This window comes from Pseudomonas sp. PsB (genome assembly GCF_043658375.1).
Taxonomy (GTDB): domain Bacteria; phylum Pseudomonadota; class Gammaproteobacteria; order Pseudomonadales; family Pseudomonadaceae; genus Aquipseudomonas; species Aquipseudomonas putida_Z.
In genome coordinates, this window is the sequence record NZ_JBIGLU010000018.1 from 49340 (window position 1) to 65960 (window position 16621).

Below are 16621 nucleotides of genomic sequence, written 5' to 3' on the forward strand. Positions count from 1 at the left end.
TACAGGGAGGTCACACTCATGGGCATCACGGCAGACAGTGGCGGCGTGCGTTCGGTGGAGCGGGCGCTGGCCATCGTCGACCTGCTTGGCGAACACCAGGCGCTGGGCCTGGAAGAACTGCATTACCTGACGGCGCTGCCCAAGGCCACGGTGTCGCGCATGCTCGCCACCTTGCAGGAGCAAGGCTGGGTCTACCGCGGCCTCAGCGACCGGCGTTACCGGCTGTGCGCGCGGCGCCTGTTCGGTGACCGCCAGCTACGTTTCAAGCGGCGCCTGGTGGAGCACGCCGCACCCATGTTGCTGGAGTTGAGCGAGCGCACCGGGTTGGTGGTTGACCTGTCATGTTTCGACGGCGAGCGGCTGGAGGTGATGGAAAGCGCCATCCCCCAGGTATTGCGCAAACGCTACCCGCACACCTGCCAGATCGTCGGCCATCATGCCAGCCTGTTCCACTCGGCGATGGGGCGGGCGTGCCTGGGTGAGTTGGCGGTCGACGAAGTGCAGCGCCTGGCGGCCCATGCGCGGGTGGGCGACGAGACGGTGCTGCGCGACATCGAGGAGGAAGCGAACAAGGGGTTCGGCCAGCGCACCGAAGGGCACTGGGAGTACCCGGTGCGCTTGCCGTTCCTGATCCGCGCGATAGCCCTGCCGGTGCATGCCGAAGGGCGCCTGGCCGGGAGCATTGCCTTGCACTGGCCGCTGGACCAGGCGCCGGTGGAGCGGGTGTTGAACCTGCACCTGAACAGCCTGGCTACAACGGTGGGGGAGGTGCAGCGGGCCTTGGTGGTTTGAGTCAGCCTGTGCCGGCCTCTTCGCGGGTAAACCCGCTCCCACAGGGTAAGTGCATTGCCCGAGGCTTGCTCGGTACCTGTGGGAGCGGGTTCACCCGCGAAGAGGCCAGTGCAGCAAACAACAAAAGAGGCTGTGTTCCGAGGCCCCTCAGCGCTCCAGGCTGTACATCCGGCACTCTGCCAGCAACGCCAGCAGGTTCGGCTCCCGCTCCCGCGCCTTCAAGAACACCACGCCGATATGCTGCTGCAAGCGATATTGCGGCTTCAGGGCAATCAACCTGACCCGGTTTTCGTACACCGCCGCGATACGCCCGGGCAGCAGGGCAAAGCCCACGCCCGAGCTGACCATGCTCAGCAGGGTGAAGATATCGTTCACCTGCATGGCCACCTTGGGTTCGAAGCCGGCCTGCTGGAACACCCGGGCGCCATCGCGGTGGGTGGCAAAGCCCTGGGTCAGGGTGATGAAGGTGGAGTCGGCCAGGTCGGCCAGGTCCACCTCGGCCTGCTCGGCGAAGGGCGAATCGATGGGCACGGCAAGGAAGATATCGTCGGAGAACAGCGGCAGCTGCTCGCAGGCCGGGTCGCTGACGCTTTCGTCGAGCGACACGAGGATGGCCTCCAGCTCGTGGTTCTTCAGGCGCTGCAGCAGGTCGACGTTGGAGCCCAGGGTCAGGTCGATGTTGAGTTCGCTGCGGCGCAGCTTGAGGCCCATGACCAGCTTGGGCACGGTTTTCACCGTCAGCGAGTAGAGCGCGCCCAGGCGGAAGCGTTCGGCATAGAAACCGGCGGCCTCGCGGGTCTGGCGGACCATCTGCTCGGCGTCCTGGATCAGCTGGCGGGCTTTCTTTTCCAGCACGTAGGCGCTTTCCAGCGGGATCAGCTGGCGGCCTTCGTGCTTGAACAGCGGGCAGCGCAGTGCGCTTTCCAGCGAGTGGATGGCACGGTGCACGCTGACGGCGCTGGTGGCCAGCTCGGCGGCGGCGCGGCCGAGGTTGCCGGTGCGCATGAAGGCGAGGAAGGTTTCCAGCTTCTTGAGGGTCAGTTCTTCGTCGATCAGCATGGGGGCCTGGGGTTTACGGCTTGGGGGTTATGGTGGAGTTGAGATCGAGCGCCGCCCGCGCGGCGCTTCGCAGCACAAGGCTGCTCCTACATCTGTTTCGGGCCAGTATCGCCTGTGCCAATGCACGCGACCGCCTTGTTTGCCCGGCACGATATCGAGGTGGACGCCAAGGGGCCGCGCGCTTTCGCCTCAGGAATAACTGGCCCGAAACAGATGTAGGAGCAGCCTTGTGCTGCGAAGCGCCGCGCGGGCGGCGCTCGATCTCAAACCCACCACATACCTCAAGCCCGACGCTCGATCAACGCCCACAACGCCGGGTCGTTGAAATCTTCGATCACCAACCCGGCCCCCGCCGCCAGCAACCGCTCCGGCGTCTGGGTAGTGGCCACACCCACGGTAAAGATCCCCGCGCCACTCGCTGCCGCCACCCCCGGCAGCGAATCCTCGAAGGCCAGTGCCTGCCCGGCCTCGGCACCCAGCCGCTGCAACCCGGTCAGGTAGGGCAGCGGGTCCGGCTTGGGCCGTGCCAGTTCCTCGGCCACCAGCACATGCTCGAAGCGCTGGCCCAGGCCCATGGCGTTCAACATGTGTTCGGCGTTCAGCCGCGGTGCGTTGGTCACCACGCACATGCCGATGTCACGAGCCCGGGCATGTTCCAGCAGGCGCACAAGGCCCGGCATCGGTTCGAGAGCCGGCGACATGTCGCGGAACAGCGCCTCCTTGCGGTCGGCCAGCTCCTGGCACTGCTCGGCACTGGCACCGGCAAACAGCTCGGCGAACAGCTCGCCGTTGGCGCGGCCGCTGACCTGGGCATCGAACTGCGCCTGGCTCAGCTCGCGGCCGTCATGCTCGCGCAGTAGTTGGCGAAAGGCCTGCAGGTGCAAGGTGTCAGTGTCGGTGAGGGTTCCGTCGAGGTCGAACAGCAGGGCAGTCAGCATTGGGTATCCAGGTCCAAAATCATGGGCGGGCCAGAAGGGAGATTCTTTGCCTTTGGAGTCACGTGAACTTCGCGACTTCCTGAGTGTACTGGAGTACGGCAGCCTTGGCAGAGCTGTGCTCGAACGCGAGGTTGGCGCCTGCGCGTCGAGTCAGCAACTGCCAAAGCTGGAAAGCCAACCGAGTAACCGGCCGTTGGCACGCTCCGGCTTTCGAAGTTTGGTCATCAGTTCTGGTTGGCGGAGGTGGCCGGGCGCAGGTAGCTGATCTTCTGCACCTTGCCGTCGCTGTCACGGTAGGTGAGGGTGGCGGTGTCGGCGTGGTCGGTGGCGTGGCCCGAGGCCTCCACCGCGATCACTTGGGCGATATCCAGGTTCATGCCGTACTGGTACGGGGAGGCGGTCTGGGCGAAGGCGCCGACGCTGCTGCCAAAGGTCAGGGTGGCGATGGCGATTGCTTTGATGAAGGTCATGATCATGCTCCGTTAGCTTGGGTAGTGGGATCAGCGACTGCTTGCTGCCTGGGTTGAATATTGCGCGATAATATTTAGTGCGCAAAATATATTCCCACTATCCGGTCTATTGGAGCGCTGCATCGCCGGCAAGCGCGGCTCCCACAGTGTCCCTGCTGATTCAACTCGCCATGTGCAGTCAGGTTTGCCGGATCGCAGCCGCCAAGCCGTCGACGAAGGGGGCTGTTCAGCGTGCTCCGAAAAGAGTACAAATGTGCTCCATGGACAATCTTACCCCAAAACGCCGCGCCATCTTCGAGTTCATCCGTGAGCGCATCGCCGACCACGGCCAGCCGCCGAGCCTGGCCGATATCGCCACGCGCTTCGGTTTTGCCTCGCGCAGTGTCGCGCGCAAGCACATCACCGCCCTGTGCCAGGCCGGCTACATCGACGTCACGCCGAACCAGGCGCGGGGCATACGCCTGGCCGAACGGCTGCGCCGCCCGGAAATCCTCGAAGTGCCGGTGCTGGGCCAGGTGGCGGCAGGCGCCCCCATCGGCCCGGACCTCGACATTCACGAGCAGTTGCTGCTCGACCCCAGCCTGTTCCGCCGTACCCCCGACTACCTGCTGAAGGTGCGTGGCGACTCGATGATCGACGACGGCATTTTCGACGGCGACCTGGTCGGCATCCTCCAGCAGGCCGACGCCCGCGATGGCCAGATCGTGGTCGCCCGCCTGGACGGCGAGGTGACCATCAAGCGCCTGCAGCGCCAGGGTGGCAATTACCGGCTGTTGCCACGCAACCCGGCCTATGCGCCCATCGATGTGCGGCCTGAACAGGAGTTCTTCATCGAAGGCGTGTTCTGCGGCTTGCTGAGGCGTGACTGATGGGCGCGGTGGTCGACCTCGACAGGTTGCTCGACCAGCGCCGGGTATGGCGCGGTCGGCAGGCCCAGGCGCGGCCGCTCGGCCTGCAGCCCACGGGCCATGCCGCCCTTGACCAATGCCTGCCGGAAGGTGGCTGGCCGGCGGCTGCGCTCAGCGAACTGTTGCTGGCCAGCCCCGGCTGTGGCGAATTGCAGCTGCTGTGGCCAACCCTGGCCCGCTTGAGCGCTGAAGCCAGCCGAATCGTGCTGGTGGCACCGCCATTCATTCCTTACGCCCCGGCCTGGCAGGCCGCGGGGGTGGACCTGCGCTGGCTGGTACAAGTGGACGCCGCACCTGCCGATGCCTTGTGGGCCGCCGAGCAGTGCCTGCGCTCCGGCAGTTGCGCGGCGGTGCTGTGCTGGCCGGAACGTGCCGATGACCGCGCCCTGCGGCGCTTGCAGGTGGCTGCCGAAACCGGCCAGGCGCTGGCCTTCGCCTGCCGGCCGCAACAGGCGGCGCACAACCCTTCGCCCGCAGCGCTGCGTATTGCCGTCGACACCCGCCCGGCACAATGGCGCGTGCTGAAAAGCCGTGGCGGCATGCCCCCGGCGCTGCCCATCGCCTGCCCGGGGCGGGGCTGATGCAACATGCTCTGGGCCTGCATCCTGCTTCCGCAGCTGGCGCTGGACACGGTCCTGCGTGAGCGTGACGACCCTGATACCCCCCTGGTGCTGCTTGGCGGGCCGACCCAGCGACGCGTGCTGCAGGCGGTCAACCCGGCGGCGGCCGCGCTCGGCCTGCGGGCCGGGCAAACCCTGACGGCGGCGCGTGCGCTGGCCGATGGCTTCAGCTGCGTCGAAGCCGACCCCAGGCGCATCGACCAGGTGCAGCAGTTGCTGGCAGCCTGGGCCTACCGCTTCAGTGCCCAGGTCAGCCTGCACTACCCACGGGCGCTGTTGCTGGAGGTGGGCTCCAGCCTGCAACTGTTCGGCCCCTGGCCGCTGTTCGAGGCACGCCTGCGCCAGGAACTGGCGGAACTGGGCTTGCGCCAACGCATCGTCCTGGCCAGCAACCCGGTGGCGGCGCGCATGCTCGCCAACGCTCACGATGGCCTGGCCGTGAGTGACGCCGATGCCACCCGTGCGGCGCTGCTGGGCATGCCCATCGAGCGTATCGGCCTGCCTGCGCAGGCTGCCGAGGCCTTTGCCCGCATGGGCCTGCGCCAGTTGAGCCAGGTGCTGGCCTTGCCCCGCGACAGCCTGGCCAGGCGCTTTCCGGCCCAGGTGCAGCTGCACCTTGACCAGTTGCTCGGCCTGCGCAACCTGGGGCTGGGCTTCTACCAGCCGCCGGACCGTTTCGAAGCCCGGCTGGAGCTGAACTTCGACGTCGAATCGCACCAGGCCCTGCTGTTCCCGCTGCGGCGCATGCTCAACGACCTTGCCGCGTTCCTCGCCGGGCGTGACTGTGGCGTGCAGCGTTTCTGCCTGCACCTGGAGCACGCCGAAGGGCCGGATACTTTGCTGAAGGTAGGCCTGCTGGCCGCCGAACGCGATGCGGCAATGTTGTTCGAGCTGGCGCGCGGGCGCCTGGAACCGCTACGCATTCCCGCACCGGTGCGCAACCTGCGGCTGGTTGCCGAGGACCTGCCACCCTTCGTGCCGCAACACCAGGCATTGTTCGACCCGCGTGCGCAACAGGCGCAACCTTGGGAACAATTGCGCGAACGGCTGCGCGCCCGCTTGGGGGATGAGGCGGTCAAGGGCCTGAGCGTGGCAGCCGATCATCGCCCCGAGTGTGCCTGGCAAGCGGTAGAGCAGGGTGCCCAGGGCAACATGCCGGTCGTTCCTGGCAGCCGCCCTGGCTGGCTGCTGTCGGCCCCCATGGCGCTGGACGAAGGCGGCTATCGCCTGCAAGGCCATGCCGAGCGCATCGAGTCGGGCTGGTGGGATGGCGGCGATGTGCGCCGCGACTATTACCGCATCGAAACCCGCGACGGCCTGCGCGGCTGGGCCTATCGCGACCTGGGCAAGGCCGGCCCGTTGTGGCTGCAGGGCTGGTTCGCGTGAACATCCCGGGTTATGCCGAGCTGCACTGCCTGTCCAACTTCAGCTTCCAGCGCGGCGCGTCGAGCGCCGACGAGCTGTTCCGGCGCGCGCGTGAACAGGGCTACCAGGCGCTGGCGATCACCGACGAATGTACCCTGGCCGGTATCGTCCGTGCCTGGCAGGCGGCCAAGGAACACCAGCTGCGGCTGATCGTGGGCAGTGAAGTGCAGTTGCAGGACGGCCCCAGGCTGGTGCTGCTGGTGCAGGACCTGGCCGGCTACCAGAACCTGTGCGCGCTGATCACCCGGGCCCGGCGGCGGGCGCAGAAGGGCGAGTACCAACTGTTTCGCGATGACCTGCAGCACCATCATCAGGGCCTGCTGGCATTGTGGGTAGCCGATGACAGCGGCGATGCCACCCCCGGGCAGTGGCTGCACGGCGTGTTCGGCGAGCGCCTGTGGCTGGCCGTGCACCTGCACCGCGGCAGTGACGATACCTTGCGCCTTGAACGCTTGCGTAGCCTGGCGGCCAGGGTCGGCATCCGCGCCGTGGCCTGTGGCGACGTGCACATGCACGTGCGCGGTCGTCGCGCCCTGCAAGATTGCATGACCGCCATTCGCCAGCATTGCCTGGTGGCCGAGGCCGGGCGCTTCCTGTTTGCCAATGGCGAGCGGCACCTGCGCAGCCAGGCGCAACTGGGCGAACTCTATCCCGCCGACCTGCTGGCCGAGACCCTGGCCATCGCTGCGCGCTGCCAGTTCGAACTGAGCGAATTGAAATACCAGTACCCACGCGAACTGGTGCCCCAGGGGCATAGCCCGGCGAGCTGGTTGCGCGAATTGTGCCAGCAGGGTTTGCCGTCGCGCTGGCCAGACGGGCCGAGCATCAAGGTGCGGGATGTGCTGGCCAAGGAGCTGGCGCTGATCGAGGAGCTGGGCTACGAAAGCTACTTCCTGACTGTGCACGACATCGTCGCCTTCGCCCGCAGCCAGCGCATTCTGTGCCAGGGGCGGGGCTCGGCTGCCAACTCGGTGGTGTGCTTCGTGCTGGGCATCACCGAGCTCGACCCCATGCAACACCACCTGTTGTTCGAGCGCTTCCTGTCGCGCGAGCGCAACGAGCCGCCGGACATCGATGTGGACTTCGAGCACGACCGGCGCGAGGAGGTGATCCAGTATGTATTTCGTCGCTATGGCCGGCACCGGGCGGCGCTCACTGCGGTGGTCAACACCTACCATGCTGCCGGTGCGGTGCGGGATGTGGCGCGGGTGCTGGGGCTGCCGGCCGACCAGGTGGACGCCCTGGCCAAATGCTGCGGCCGCTGGAGCGATCGCATACCCGATGACCAGCGCCTGGCCGAGGCCGGTTTCGAGGCGGGCAGCCCTTCGCTGCGCCGGGTGCTGGTGCTGGCCGGCGAACTGATCGGCTTCCCTCGGCACCTGTCACAGCACCCGGGCGGCTTCGTTATCTCGCAGCAACCCCTGGACGAGCTGGTGCCGGTGGAGAATGCCGCGATGCCGGAGCGCACGGTGATCCAGTGGGACAAGGACGACCTGGACATGGTCGGCCTGCTCAAGGTCGACGTGCTGGCGCTGGGTATGCTCAGCGCCTTGCGCCGTTGCTTCGACCTGCTGCAACGCCACCGTGGCCGGCACCTGACCCTGGCGACCATCCCCGCCGAAGACCCGGCCACCTACGCGATGATCAGCCGTGCCGAGACCATGGGCGTGTTCCAGATCGAGTCGCGCGCGCAAATGGCCATGTTGCCGCGGCTGCGGCCCGCAAAGTTCTACGACCTGGTCATCGAGGTGGCCATCGTCCGCCCCGGGCCGATCCAGGGCGACATGGTCCACCCTTACCTGCGCCGGCGGCTGAAGCAGGAGCCGGTGACGTACCCCTCGCCGCAACTGAAGGCAGTGTTCGAGCGCACCCTGGGCGTGCCGCTGTTCCAGGAGCAGGTGATGGAACTGGCGATGGTCGCGGCCGACTACACCCCGGGCGAGGCCGACCAGTTGCGCCGCAGCATGGCCGCCTGGAAGCGCCACGGCGGCCTGGAGCCGCACCGCGAGCGGCTGGTGCAGGGCATGTTGCGCAATGGTTATGACTTGGCGTTTGCCGAGCGCATCTTCGAGCAGATCAAGGGCTTTGGCAGCTATGGCTTTCCGGAGTCGCACGCGGCCAGCTTTGCCTTGTTGTGCTATGCCAGCAGCTGGCTCAAGTGCCATGAACCGGCGATTTTCACCTGCGCGCTGGTCAACAGCTGGCCCATGGGCTTCTACAGCCCCGACCAGTTGCTGCAAGAGGCCCGGCGTCAGGGTATCGAGGTCAGGCCGGTGGATGTGTGCCACAGTGACTGGGACTGCACGCTCGAGCCTGAGCCTGGAGAGGTGCTGGCCATTCGCATGGGCTTGCGCCTGGTGCGCGGCCTTGCCGAGGCCGATGCCAGGCGCCTGGAGCAGGCGAGGGCGCAGCGGCCATGGCGCGATGTCGAAGACCTGTGCCTGCGTGCCGGGCTCGATCCGCGAGCCCGCGCTCACCTGGCCGATGCCGGCGCGCTGCGCGCCTTGGCCAGCGACCGGCACCAGGCGCGCTGGCAGGTGGCGGCGGTGCAGCCGCAGTTGCCTTTGTTCGCCGATATCGAAGCCTTGCCGGAAAGCACCGTCGAACTGCCCGTTCCCAGCGTGGCAGAGGACCTGATGGCCGATTACCAGACCCTGGGTACCACGCTTGGGCCGCATCCCTTGACCTTGTTGCGCTCACGCCTGCGGGCGCTGGGCTGTCGCAGTTCGCGCGAGCTGCAAGATGTCGGGCATGGTGACAACATTGCCGTGGCCGGGTTGGTGGTGGGCCGTCAGCGGCCCCAGACCGCCAGTGGCGTGACCTTCGTCACCCTGGAGGACGAGCACGGTATGGTCAATGTGGTGGTGTGGCGGGCGCTTGCCGAACGGCAGCGGCGGGCGCTGGTGGGGTCGCAGTTGCTCAAGGTCAGCGGGCGGCTGGAGCAGGAGAATGGCGTGCGCCACCTGATAGCACGGCGACTGGAGGATGTGAGCCCGCTGTTGCAAGGGCTGGACGTACGCAGCCGGGATTTCCATTGATCCCCGGCACCTCACGCAAAGTCCTGATTTTTGCGCGGTCCCTAGAGCAACTGTCTTGCTCAAATTCCAAAAGGCGGCGCGATTCCTGTGGGAGCGGCCTTGTGTCGCGAAAGGGCTGCAAAGCAGCCCCAGCAATTTCAACTGTTGCGCATCAATCCTGGGGCCGCTTTGCGGCCCTTTCGCGACGCAAGGCCGCTCCCACAAAAAAGCTATTTCGTGCCAGTCGCTACTTGCGTGTCGGTGCCGGGAACGCGCTGATGGAAGTGAGCCGGCTGTTAAATGGCCTTGCACGAATCCCGACCCTTGCGCGCTCCCACAGGAGTCTCGCCATAGTCCGGATTGCGCTGACCTGGAGCGGCCTTGCGTCGCGAAAGGGCTGCGTAGCAGCCCCAGGATTTCGGCGTCACTGCAGATAATGCTGGGGCCGCTTTGCGGCCCTTTCGCGACGCAAGGCCGCTCCTACAAAAAGCGATTCCGTGCCAGTCGCTACACCATCGCCAACCGCTGCTTGCGCGTCGGTGCCGGGAACGCCCGGTCGATCGCCCGTAGGTCTTCGCTGGTCAAGGTCAGCATGCCCGCAGCCGCATTCAACCGCACATGCTCGGGCGTCACGGCCTTGGGGATGGCTATCACCCCGTCATCACGGGTCACCCAGGCCAGGCTGACCTGGGCCGCCGTGGCACCATGGCGCTCGGCGATTTCCGCCAGCACCGGGTGCTGCAGCAGGCGCCCGGCCTGGGCCAGCGGGCAGTAGGCCATGGTCGGCAGCGCGCGCTTTTCGCACCACGGCAACAGGTCGAACTCGATGCCACGCTGGGCCGGGTTGTACAGCACCTGGTTGGTGGCGCAATCGGGGTTGTGCAGTTCGCGCAGGTCGTCGACGTCGAAATTGGAAACGCCCCAGCGCTTGATCTTGCCTTGCTCGCGCAAGCGCTCGAAGGCCTCGACGGTTTCCTCCAGTGGGTGCTGGCCACGCCAGTGCAGCAGGTACAGGTCGATGCATTCGGTGCCCAGACGCGTGAGGCTGCGCTCGCAGGCCGCTGCCATACCGCGCCGGCTGGCATTGTGCGGGTACACCTTGCTGACCAGGAACACCTGGTCGCGGCGCCCGGCAATGGCCTGGCCAACCACTTCTTCCGCGCCACCTTCGGCATACATCTCGGCGGTATCGATCAGGCTCAGGCCAAGTTCGATACCCTGTTGCAGGGCCGCCACCTCGGCCGCCTTGCGGGCCGGATCTTCACCCATGTACCAGGTGCCCTGGCCAATGGCCGGAACGCTCGAACCTGCCAGTTTCACGTAACGCATGTCACCTCCGGGATGCGGGTATTGGAAAGCAGTACCTCGAGCAGCGCTTGCGCCGCCGTGGAAAGCTTGTGTTCGCTGAGGGCAATCACGCCGATGCGGCGCTCGACCGTGGGCTCGACCAGGGTGACGCAGCGGGCGCCAAGCTCCTGCATCTGGTTGATGCACAGCGCCGGCACGGCACTGACCCCCAGGCCACTGGCAACCATGCGGCCGATGGTCGACAGCTGGTGGCTCTCGAAAGCCACCGCCAGTTTGCCGTGCTGGGCGGCCACGTTCTGTTCCATCAGCAGGCGCACCGCCGAAGGGCGTTGCAGGGCCACGAAGTCTTCGGCCAGCAACTGTGCCCAGCTGACCTGGGGCAGCTGCGCCAAGGGCGAATCGGCGGGCACCACGGCGACGAAGCGGTCCATGTACAACGGGTGGAAATCCAGGCCATCGATGTTGTCCGGTTCGAAGCCGATGCCCAGTTCGACGCGGCGATGGCGCACCAGTTCCTGCACCTGTTCGTTGATCACATCGTGCACCGTGACGTTGACCTTCGGGTAACGCTGGCGAAATACCTTCAGCGAGTAGGGCAGCAGATTGCCGGCAAAGGCCGGCATGGCCGCCACCGAAACCCGGCCCAGTTGCAGGGTGAAACGCTGGCGCAGCATTTCTTCGGTGTCGTCCCAGTCGGCCAGCAGGCGCCGCGCCAGTGGCAGCAGTACCTCGCCCTCGGCAGTCAGGCTGACGCTGCGTGTTGTGCGGCTCAGCAGGGCGCCACCAAGGTTTTCTTCCAGGGCCTTGATGGTCAGGCTCAGGGCCGGTTGCGAGACATGCAGGTGTTCACCGGCCTGGGCGAAGCTCTGGTACTTGGCCACAGCGACAAAGGCGCGCAGTTGCTTGACGTTCATGACAGGCCTTTTGGTTGTTTTGCAAAAGTTATCAATCGATGATGAAAACAAAATTAACAAATCAGTCGCTTGCGGTGAAGATGTCCCCACACGCTCACCGACAGCCTCGTCGGTTCAACAACTACAAAAGGCGGATCAGCATGGCCGGACTGGACAAGCGCGTTGCAACCTATGAACAGGCCCTCGAAGGCCTGACCGACAACATGACGGTACTGGCTGGTGGTTTCGGCCTGTGCGGCATCCCGGAAAACCTTATCAGCGAAATCAAGCGCCGTGGCGTCAAGGGCCTGACCGTGGTCTCCAACAACTGCGGTGTCGATGGCTTTGGCCTGGGCGTGCTGCTGGAAGACCGTCAGATCCGCAAGATGGTCGCTTCCTACGTGGGCGAGAACGCCGAGTTCGAACGCCAGCTGCTGAGCGGCGAGCTGGAAGTGGAACTGACCCCGCAAGGCACCCTCGCCGAGAAAATGCGCGCCGGTGGCGCCGGCATCCCGGCCTTCTACACGGCCACCGGCTACGGCACCCCGGTTGCCGATGGCAAGGAAGTGCGCGAGTTCAACGGCCGCAAGTACATCCTCGAAGAATCCATCACCGGCGACTTCGCCATCGTCAAGGGCTGGAAGGCCGACCACTACGGCAACGTGGTGTACCGCAACACCGCGCAAAACTTCAACCCGCTGGCCGCCACCGCCGGCAAGATCACCGTGGTCGAAGTGGAAGAGATCGTCGAACCTGGCGTGCTGCTGCCCAGCGAGATCCACACCCCGGGCATCTACGTGGACCGCGTCATCGTCGGCACCTTCGAAAAGCGTATCGAAAAGCGCACCGTCAAGGCCTGAGCGCCATCCACCAGAACAACAAAGAGATCCTGACCATGGCACTGACCCGCGAACAGATGGCGCAACGCGTCGCCCGTGAACTGAAGGACGGCTACTACGTAAACCTGGGCATCGGCATTCCGACCCTGGTGGCCAACTACGTACCCGCCGACATGGATGTGATGCTGCAATCGGAAAACGGCCTGCTCGGCATGGGCGAATTCCCCACCGAAGGCACCATCGATGCCGACATGATCAACGCCGGCAAGCAGACCGTCACCGCCCGCCGCGGTGCCTCGATCTTCGATTCGGCGCAGTCGTTCGCCATGATCCGTGGCGGCCATGTCGACCTGACCGTGCTCGGCGCTTTCGAAGTGGATGTGCAAGGCAACATCGCCTCGTGGATGATCCCGGGCAAGCTGGTGAAGGGCATGGGCGGCGCCATGGACCTGGTGGCCGGTGCCGAGAACATCATCGTCACCATGACCCACGCTTCCAAGGACGGCGAGTCCAAGCTGCTGCCGCAGTGCAGCCTGCCGTTGACCGGTGCTGGCTGCATCCGCAAGGTGCTGACCGACCTGGCCTACCTGGAAATCGAAGACGGCGCCTTCATCCTGCGCGAGACCGCGCCCGGGGTGAGCGTTGAGGAAATCATCGAGAAAACCGCCGGCAAGCTGATCGTGCCGGATGATGTGAAGGAAATGACCTTCTAACCTATCGCCGCGCACCGCCCCTGTAGGAGCGGCCTTGTGTCGCGAAAGGGCTGCAACGCAGCCCCGCGATTTTGGCATCGATGCCGAGATCGAGGGGCCGCGTTGCGGCCCTTTCGCGACACAAGGCCGCTCCTACAGGGGTTTTGCATTTGCTGATGTATCCGATAAAACCAATAAAAGGAATTGAACTGTGGCCGCTGAAATCCAAGACAGCCGTTCCGCGCGCTTTGCCTTGCGCTGCTCCAACTGGGCCGAACGCTGGTTCCCCGATTCCTGGGTGTTTGCCGCCCTGGCGGTGCTGCTGGTGTGCATCGGCGCCCTGGCCATGGGCGCCAAGCCGACCGACACCGCCAAGGCCTTTGGCGATGGCTTCTGGAGCCTGATCCCGTTCACCATGCAGATGGCCTTCGTGGTCATCGGCGGCTATGTGGTGGCCAGCTCGCCGCCCGCAGCGCGGCTGATCGACCGCCTGGCGCGCATCCCCGGCAATGGCCGTTCGGCAGTGTGCTGGGTGGCGCTGATCTCGATGCTGGCATCGCTGCTCAACTGGGGCCTGTCGCTGGTGTTCGGCGGCCTGCTGGTGCGCGCCCTGGCCCGGCGCACCGAACTGAAGATGGACTACCGCGCCGCCGGTGCAGCCGCCTACCTGGGCCTGGGCGCCGTGTGGGCGCTGGGACTGTCTTCGTCGGCGGCGCAACTGCAGGCCAACCCGGCCAGCCTGCCACCATCGATCCTGTCGATTACCGGGGTAATCCCGTTCACCGAAACCATCTTCCTCTGGCAGTCCGGCGTGATGCTGGCGGCGTTGGTGGTGGTCTCGCTGGTGATCGCCTACGCCACGGCCCCGGGCCCGAACAGTGCGCGCAGCGCCCAGGACTGTGGGGTCGACCCCAGCTTCACCGCGCCACCGGCACCCCAGCGCACCCGCCCGGGCGAGTGGCTGGAACACAGCCCCATCCTGATCCTGCTGCTGGTGGCCCTGGCTGCCGGCTGGCTGTACCAGGAGTTCGCCACCAAGCCGGCGATTACCGCCATTTCCGGGCTGAACACCTACAACCTGTTGTTCATCATGCTCGGTGCCTTGCTGCACTGGCGCCCGCGCAGCTTCCTCGATGCGGTGGCGCGCGCGGTGCCGACCACCACCGGGGTGCTGATCCAGTTCCCGCTGTATGGTTCGATCGCTGCCATCCTCACCCAGGTGAAGGGCCTCGACGAGCAGACTTTGGCCCACCACATTTCGCTGTTCTTCACCCAGATCGCCACGCATGACACCTATGCCGTGCTGATGGGCGTGTATTCGGCGGTGCTGGGCTTCTTCATCCCCTCGGGTGGTGGCAAGTGGATCATCGAGGCACCTTACGTGATGCTGGTGGCCAATGACCTGCAGTACCACCTGGGCTGGGCAGTGCAGATCTACAACGCCGCCGAAGCCTTGCCGAACCTGATCAACCCGTTCTACATGCTGCCGCTGCTGGGGGTACTGGGGCTCAAGGCACGCGACTTGATCGGCTTCTCGTTCGTGCAGTTGCTGGTGCACGTGCCACTGGTGCTGGTGTTGCTGTGGGCATTGGGTACGACGTTGCAGTACCTGCCGCCAGTGATGCCGTAGCCCTGGGCCTGCGCTGGCTTTTTGTAGGAGCGGCCTTGTGTCGCGATAGGGCCGCAAAGCGGCCCCAGGATTTCAGCAATAGTGCACAAATTGCCGGGGCTGCTCTGCAGCCCTATCGCGACACAAGGCCGCTCCTACAAGACTCAGCGCAGCGGCCCCAGCATTTCCTGAGCAGTCCACGTATCATTACCAGGCTGCCTTCGCCTGGGAAACCCGCGTCACATGTCTATCCGATTGAAACTGCTTCGAAAGAAACTGGGGATGACCCTGGAGCTGCTGGCCGACAAGACCGGCATGACCAAGAGCTACCTGTCCAAGGTCGAACGTGGCCTGAACACCCCCTCGATCGCCGCCGCGCTGAAGCTGGCGCGGGCACTGAATGTCAATGTCGAAGAACTGTTCGCCGAAGAGCAGGCCGGCCAGAGCCGCTACAGCCTGGTGCGCCATGGCGAACGCCAGGCCCTGGTGGGTGACGGGGCAGGGCCGGGGTACGCGGCCCTCACCAGCCAGGTCGGGCAGCGCAGCCTGCTGCCGTTCCTGATCCAGCCGCCGACCGAGTTCAGCGACCCCACGTTCAAGGAACACCTGGGCGAAGAATTTCTGTTCGTCCACGCCGGCCAGGTGGAGGTGGACTTCATGAACGAGCGGGTGCTGCTGGAGCAAGGCGATGCCTTGCATTTCAATGCCCAGACACCCCACCGGCTAAGGTCGGTGGGGCCGCTGCCGGCGCAGTTGCTGGTTGTGGTACACCACGCAGACGAGTAACACGCTGGGGCGCCAAAGTGCCCCACGGCCTTGCCTTTCTCAGCGATGAAACGTTGGCGCCACCAAGACAGCGCCCTTTGCTCAACTTGTGCGTCGATATTTTGACGATTCTGTTGGGCGCCTATTGAATTTTATTATAGTGTCGAATCGTTGACGCAATGCCATTGTGTTCATAAGCTCATTTCAACAGTGAAACAACTTCCGAACACCACGCCAACAAATAGTTGATTTTCCTCTTTACAGGAGGGGCGTATGCGCACGGCTCTGATTATCAAATCGATGTCTTTGCTGGCGCTGTTGAGTGGCGCGGCGCGTGCGGCGGATATGTATATCAATCAGAACAGTATCATCCCTGTTTCAACCGCAGGGTGGTTCTTTGCATTTGCTGTCGTTGGCTTTGTGGCAGTCGCCAACAGGAACAAGATCTGAGTCCGCCAGCCTGGGTTTAACCCTTGACACCAGCGGCCCGGGGCCTGGCTTGTCAATTCCCCAGCCGTTGCTATATTGCCAGTAGCCCGTGCAGGTCCACGGTTGCAGGCAGCACAGCCCAGGCTGCACAGCGTCAAGGCAAGGCCTCTGGAAGATCGAGGCCATCGCGGTTGGCGTATGCCGCGAAGCGGAGCGAGAGTTGGTGTGTTGTTCTCATTCAGTGCTCTTTGTCGGGCCTTTTCGGCCGGAGGGACCCTCATGGTGCGTTCAATGTTTGCCGCGTTCTGCATGCTGATGGTGTGGTCTGGTGCCGGTAAGGCCGACCCGCACAGTGCTACCTACCTGCTCAGCCCCGGCGATGTGGTGATGGTTTCGGTGTGGCAGGAAGACAGCCTGCGCCAGGAAGCCACCGTACTTCCCGATGGCAGTATCACGTTCCCCCTGGCCGGGCGCATCGATGTTGCCGGGCTGGATGTGACGACCGTTGAAAAACAAGTGGCTGCCAAACTCGAGAAGTTTCTCCCCGACCCGAATGTCAGCGTTGTCGTCAAGAGCATCGCCGGCAACCTGGTCTATGTACAAGGCAAAGTGATCAAGCCCGGGCCGGTACAAATGGCAGGCCCTACGGCAGTGCTGCAGGCTTTGAGCATGTCGGGCGGCCTCGACAAGTTTGCAGATGAAAGCGAAATCAAAGTAGTGCGTGGCACCGGCGCTTCCCAAAAAATTCTGCCCGTGCGATATAGAGACCTGGTGTCTGGCCGGGATATGTCCACCAACATCCAACTGCAGGCTGGCGATACGCTGGTCGTTCCTTGATCTTGCCTTTAATAAGAACA

16 protein-coding genes are annotated in these 16621 nt (G+C 64.9%); 11 read left to right on the forward strand and 5 right to left on the reverse strand.

Annotation, left to right across the window (positions count from 1 at the left end; all coding sequences use genetic code 11):
- Positions 1 to 18 precede the first annotated feature (18 nt).
- Positions 19 to 792: an IclR family transcriptional regulator gene (locus tag ACGLHT_RS20020; RefSeq protein WP_025339264.1), complete on the forward strand. Its 774-nt coding sequence runs from the start codon at positions 19 to 21 to the stop codon at positions 790 to 792.
- A gap of 147 nt (positions 793 to 939) precedes the next feature.
- Here the strand turns inward: ACGLHT_RS20020 and ACGLHT_RS20025 are convergent, their stop codons facing one another.
- The 3 genes from ACGLHT_RS20025 to ACGLHT_RS20035 form a co-directional block, all read right to left on the reverse strand.
- Complete coding sequence (locus ACGLHT_RS20025; RefSeq protein WP_025339263.1) at positions 940 to 1851, reverse strand: LysR substrate-binding domain-containing protein; 912 nt, start codon at positions 1849 to 1851, stop codon at positions 940 to 942.
- Between the two features lie 281 nt (positions 1852 to 2132).
- Positions 2133 to 2789, reverse strand: coding sequence for an HAD family phosphatase (locus ACGLHT_RS20030; RefSeq protein WP_274079457.1), 657 nt, complete (start codon positions 2787 to 2789; stop codon positions 2133 to 2135).
- A gap of 224 nt (positions 2790 to 3013) precedes the next feature.
- Positions 3014 to 3259, reverse strand: a complete 246-nt coding sequence (locus tag ACGLHT_RS20035) for a DUF2790 domain-containing protein (RefSeq protein ID WP_084785190.1) — start codon at positions 3257 to 3259, stop codon at positions 3014 to 3016.
- Between the two features lie 251 nt (positions 3260 to 3510).
- On the opposite strand from ACGLHT_RS20035, the gene lexA reads away from it, so the two are divergent.
- Genes lexA through ACGLHT_RS20055 form a run of 4 tightly spaced genes read left to right on the forward strand, consistent with a single transcriptional unit; the run spans position 3511 to position 9250 of the window.
- Positions 3511 to 4128, forward strand: a complete 618-nt coding sequence (gene lexA, locus ACGLHT_RS20040) for a transcriptional repressor LexA (protein ID WP_025339260.1) — start codon at positions 3511 to 3513, stop codon at positions 4126 to 4128.
- Positions 4128 to 4748 (forward strand): translesion DNA synthesis-associated protein ImuA, encoded by a 621-nt coding sequence (gene imuA / locus ACGLHT_RS20045; protein ID WP_025339259.1) that lies wholly within the window; start codon positions 4128 to 4130, stop codon positions 4746 to 4748. The genes lexA and imuA overlap by 1 nt, the downstream gene beginning before the upstream one ends.
- A gap of 6 nt (positions 4749 to 4754) precedes the next feature.
- Positions 4755 to 6173, forward strand: coding sequence for a DNA polymerase Y family protein (locus ACGLHT_RS20050; protein ID WP_274120572.1), 1419 nt, complete (start codon positions 4755 to 4757; stop codon positions 6171 to 6173).
- The gene (locus ACGLHT_RS20055; RefSeq protein WP_274120571.1) at positions 6149 to 9250 is read left to right on the forward strand and encodes an error-prone DNA polymerase; all 3102 of its coding nucleotides are present in this window, start codon (positions 6149 to 6151) and stop codon (positions 9248 to 9250) included. Before ACGLHT_RS20050 ends, ACGLHT_RS20055 begins: the two co-directional genes overlap by 25 nt.
- 486 nt (positions 9251 to 9736) lie before the next feature.
- On the opposite strand, the gene ACGLHT_RS20060 is transcribed toward ACGLHT_RS20055, so the two are convergent.
- On the reverse strand, positions 9737 to 10558 hold the full coding sequence (locus ACGLHT_RS20060; RefSeq protein WP_137164056.1) for an aldo/keto reductase: 822 nt from the start codon (positions 10556 to 10558) through the stop codon (positions 9737 to 9739).
- Positions 10546 to 11451 (reverse strand): LysR family transcriptional regulator, encoded by a 906-nt coding sequence (locus ACGLHT_RS20065; protein ID WP_025339255.1) that lies wholly within the window; start codon positions 11449 to 11451, stop codon positions 10546 to 10548. The genes ACGLHT_RS20060 and ACGLHT_RS20065 overlap by 13 nt, the downstream gene beginning before the upstream one ends.
- Before the next feature lie 140 nt (positions 11452 to 11591).
- Between ACGLHT_RS20065 and ACGLHT_RS20070 the strand changes: the two genes are divergently transcribed.
- The 6 genes from ACGLHT_RS20070 (at position 11592) to ACGLHT_RS20095 (ending at position 16601) form a co-directional block, all read left to right on the forward strand.
- Complete coding sequence (locus ACGLHT_RS20070; RefSeq protein ID WP_015270421.1) at positions 11592 to 12290, forward strand: CoA transferase subunit A; 699 nt, start codon at positions 11592 to 11594, stop codon at positions 12288 to 12290.
- 35 nt (positions 12291 to 12325) lie between these two features.
- On the forward strand, positions 12326 to 12982 hold the full coding sequence (locus tag ACGLHT_RS20075) for a CoA transferase subunit B (RefSeq protein WP_025339254.1): 657 nt from the start codon (positions 12326 to 12328) through the stop codon (positions 12980 to 12982).
- Between the two features lie 190 nt (positions 12983 to 13172).
- Positions 13173 to 14591: a short-chain fatty acid transporter gene (locus ACGLHT_RS20080; protein ID WP_075045303.1), complete on the forward strand. Its 1419-nt coding sequence runs from the start codon at positions 13173 to 13175 to the stop codon at positions 14589 to 14591.
- A gap of 222 nt (positions 14592 to 14813) precedes the next feature.
- Positions 14814 to 15356: a helix-turn-helix domain-containing protein gene (locus ACGLHT_RS20085; protein WP_075045302.1), complete on the forward strand. Its 543-nt coding sequence runs from the start codon at positions 14814 to 14816 to the stop codon at positions 15354 to 15356.
- Positions 15357 to 15608: 252 nt separating this feature from the next.
- Complete coding sequence (eppA, locus tag ACGLHT_RS20090) at positions 15609 to 15785, forward strand: EPS-associated small membrane protein EppA (RefSeq protein WP_170978847.1); 177 nt, start codon at positions 15609 to 15611, stop codon at positions 15783 to 15785.
- Positions 15786 to 16043: 258 nt separating this feature from the next.
- Positions 16044 to 16601, forward strand: coding sequence for a polysaccharide biosynthesis/export family protein (locus ACGLHT_RS20095; RefSeq protein ID WP_025339251.1), 558 nt, complete (start codon positions 16044 to 16046; stop codon positions 16599 to 16601).
- The last annotated feature ends 20 nt before the right edge of the window (positions 16602 to 16621 follow it).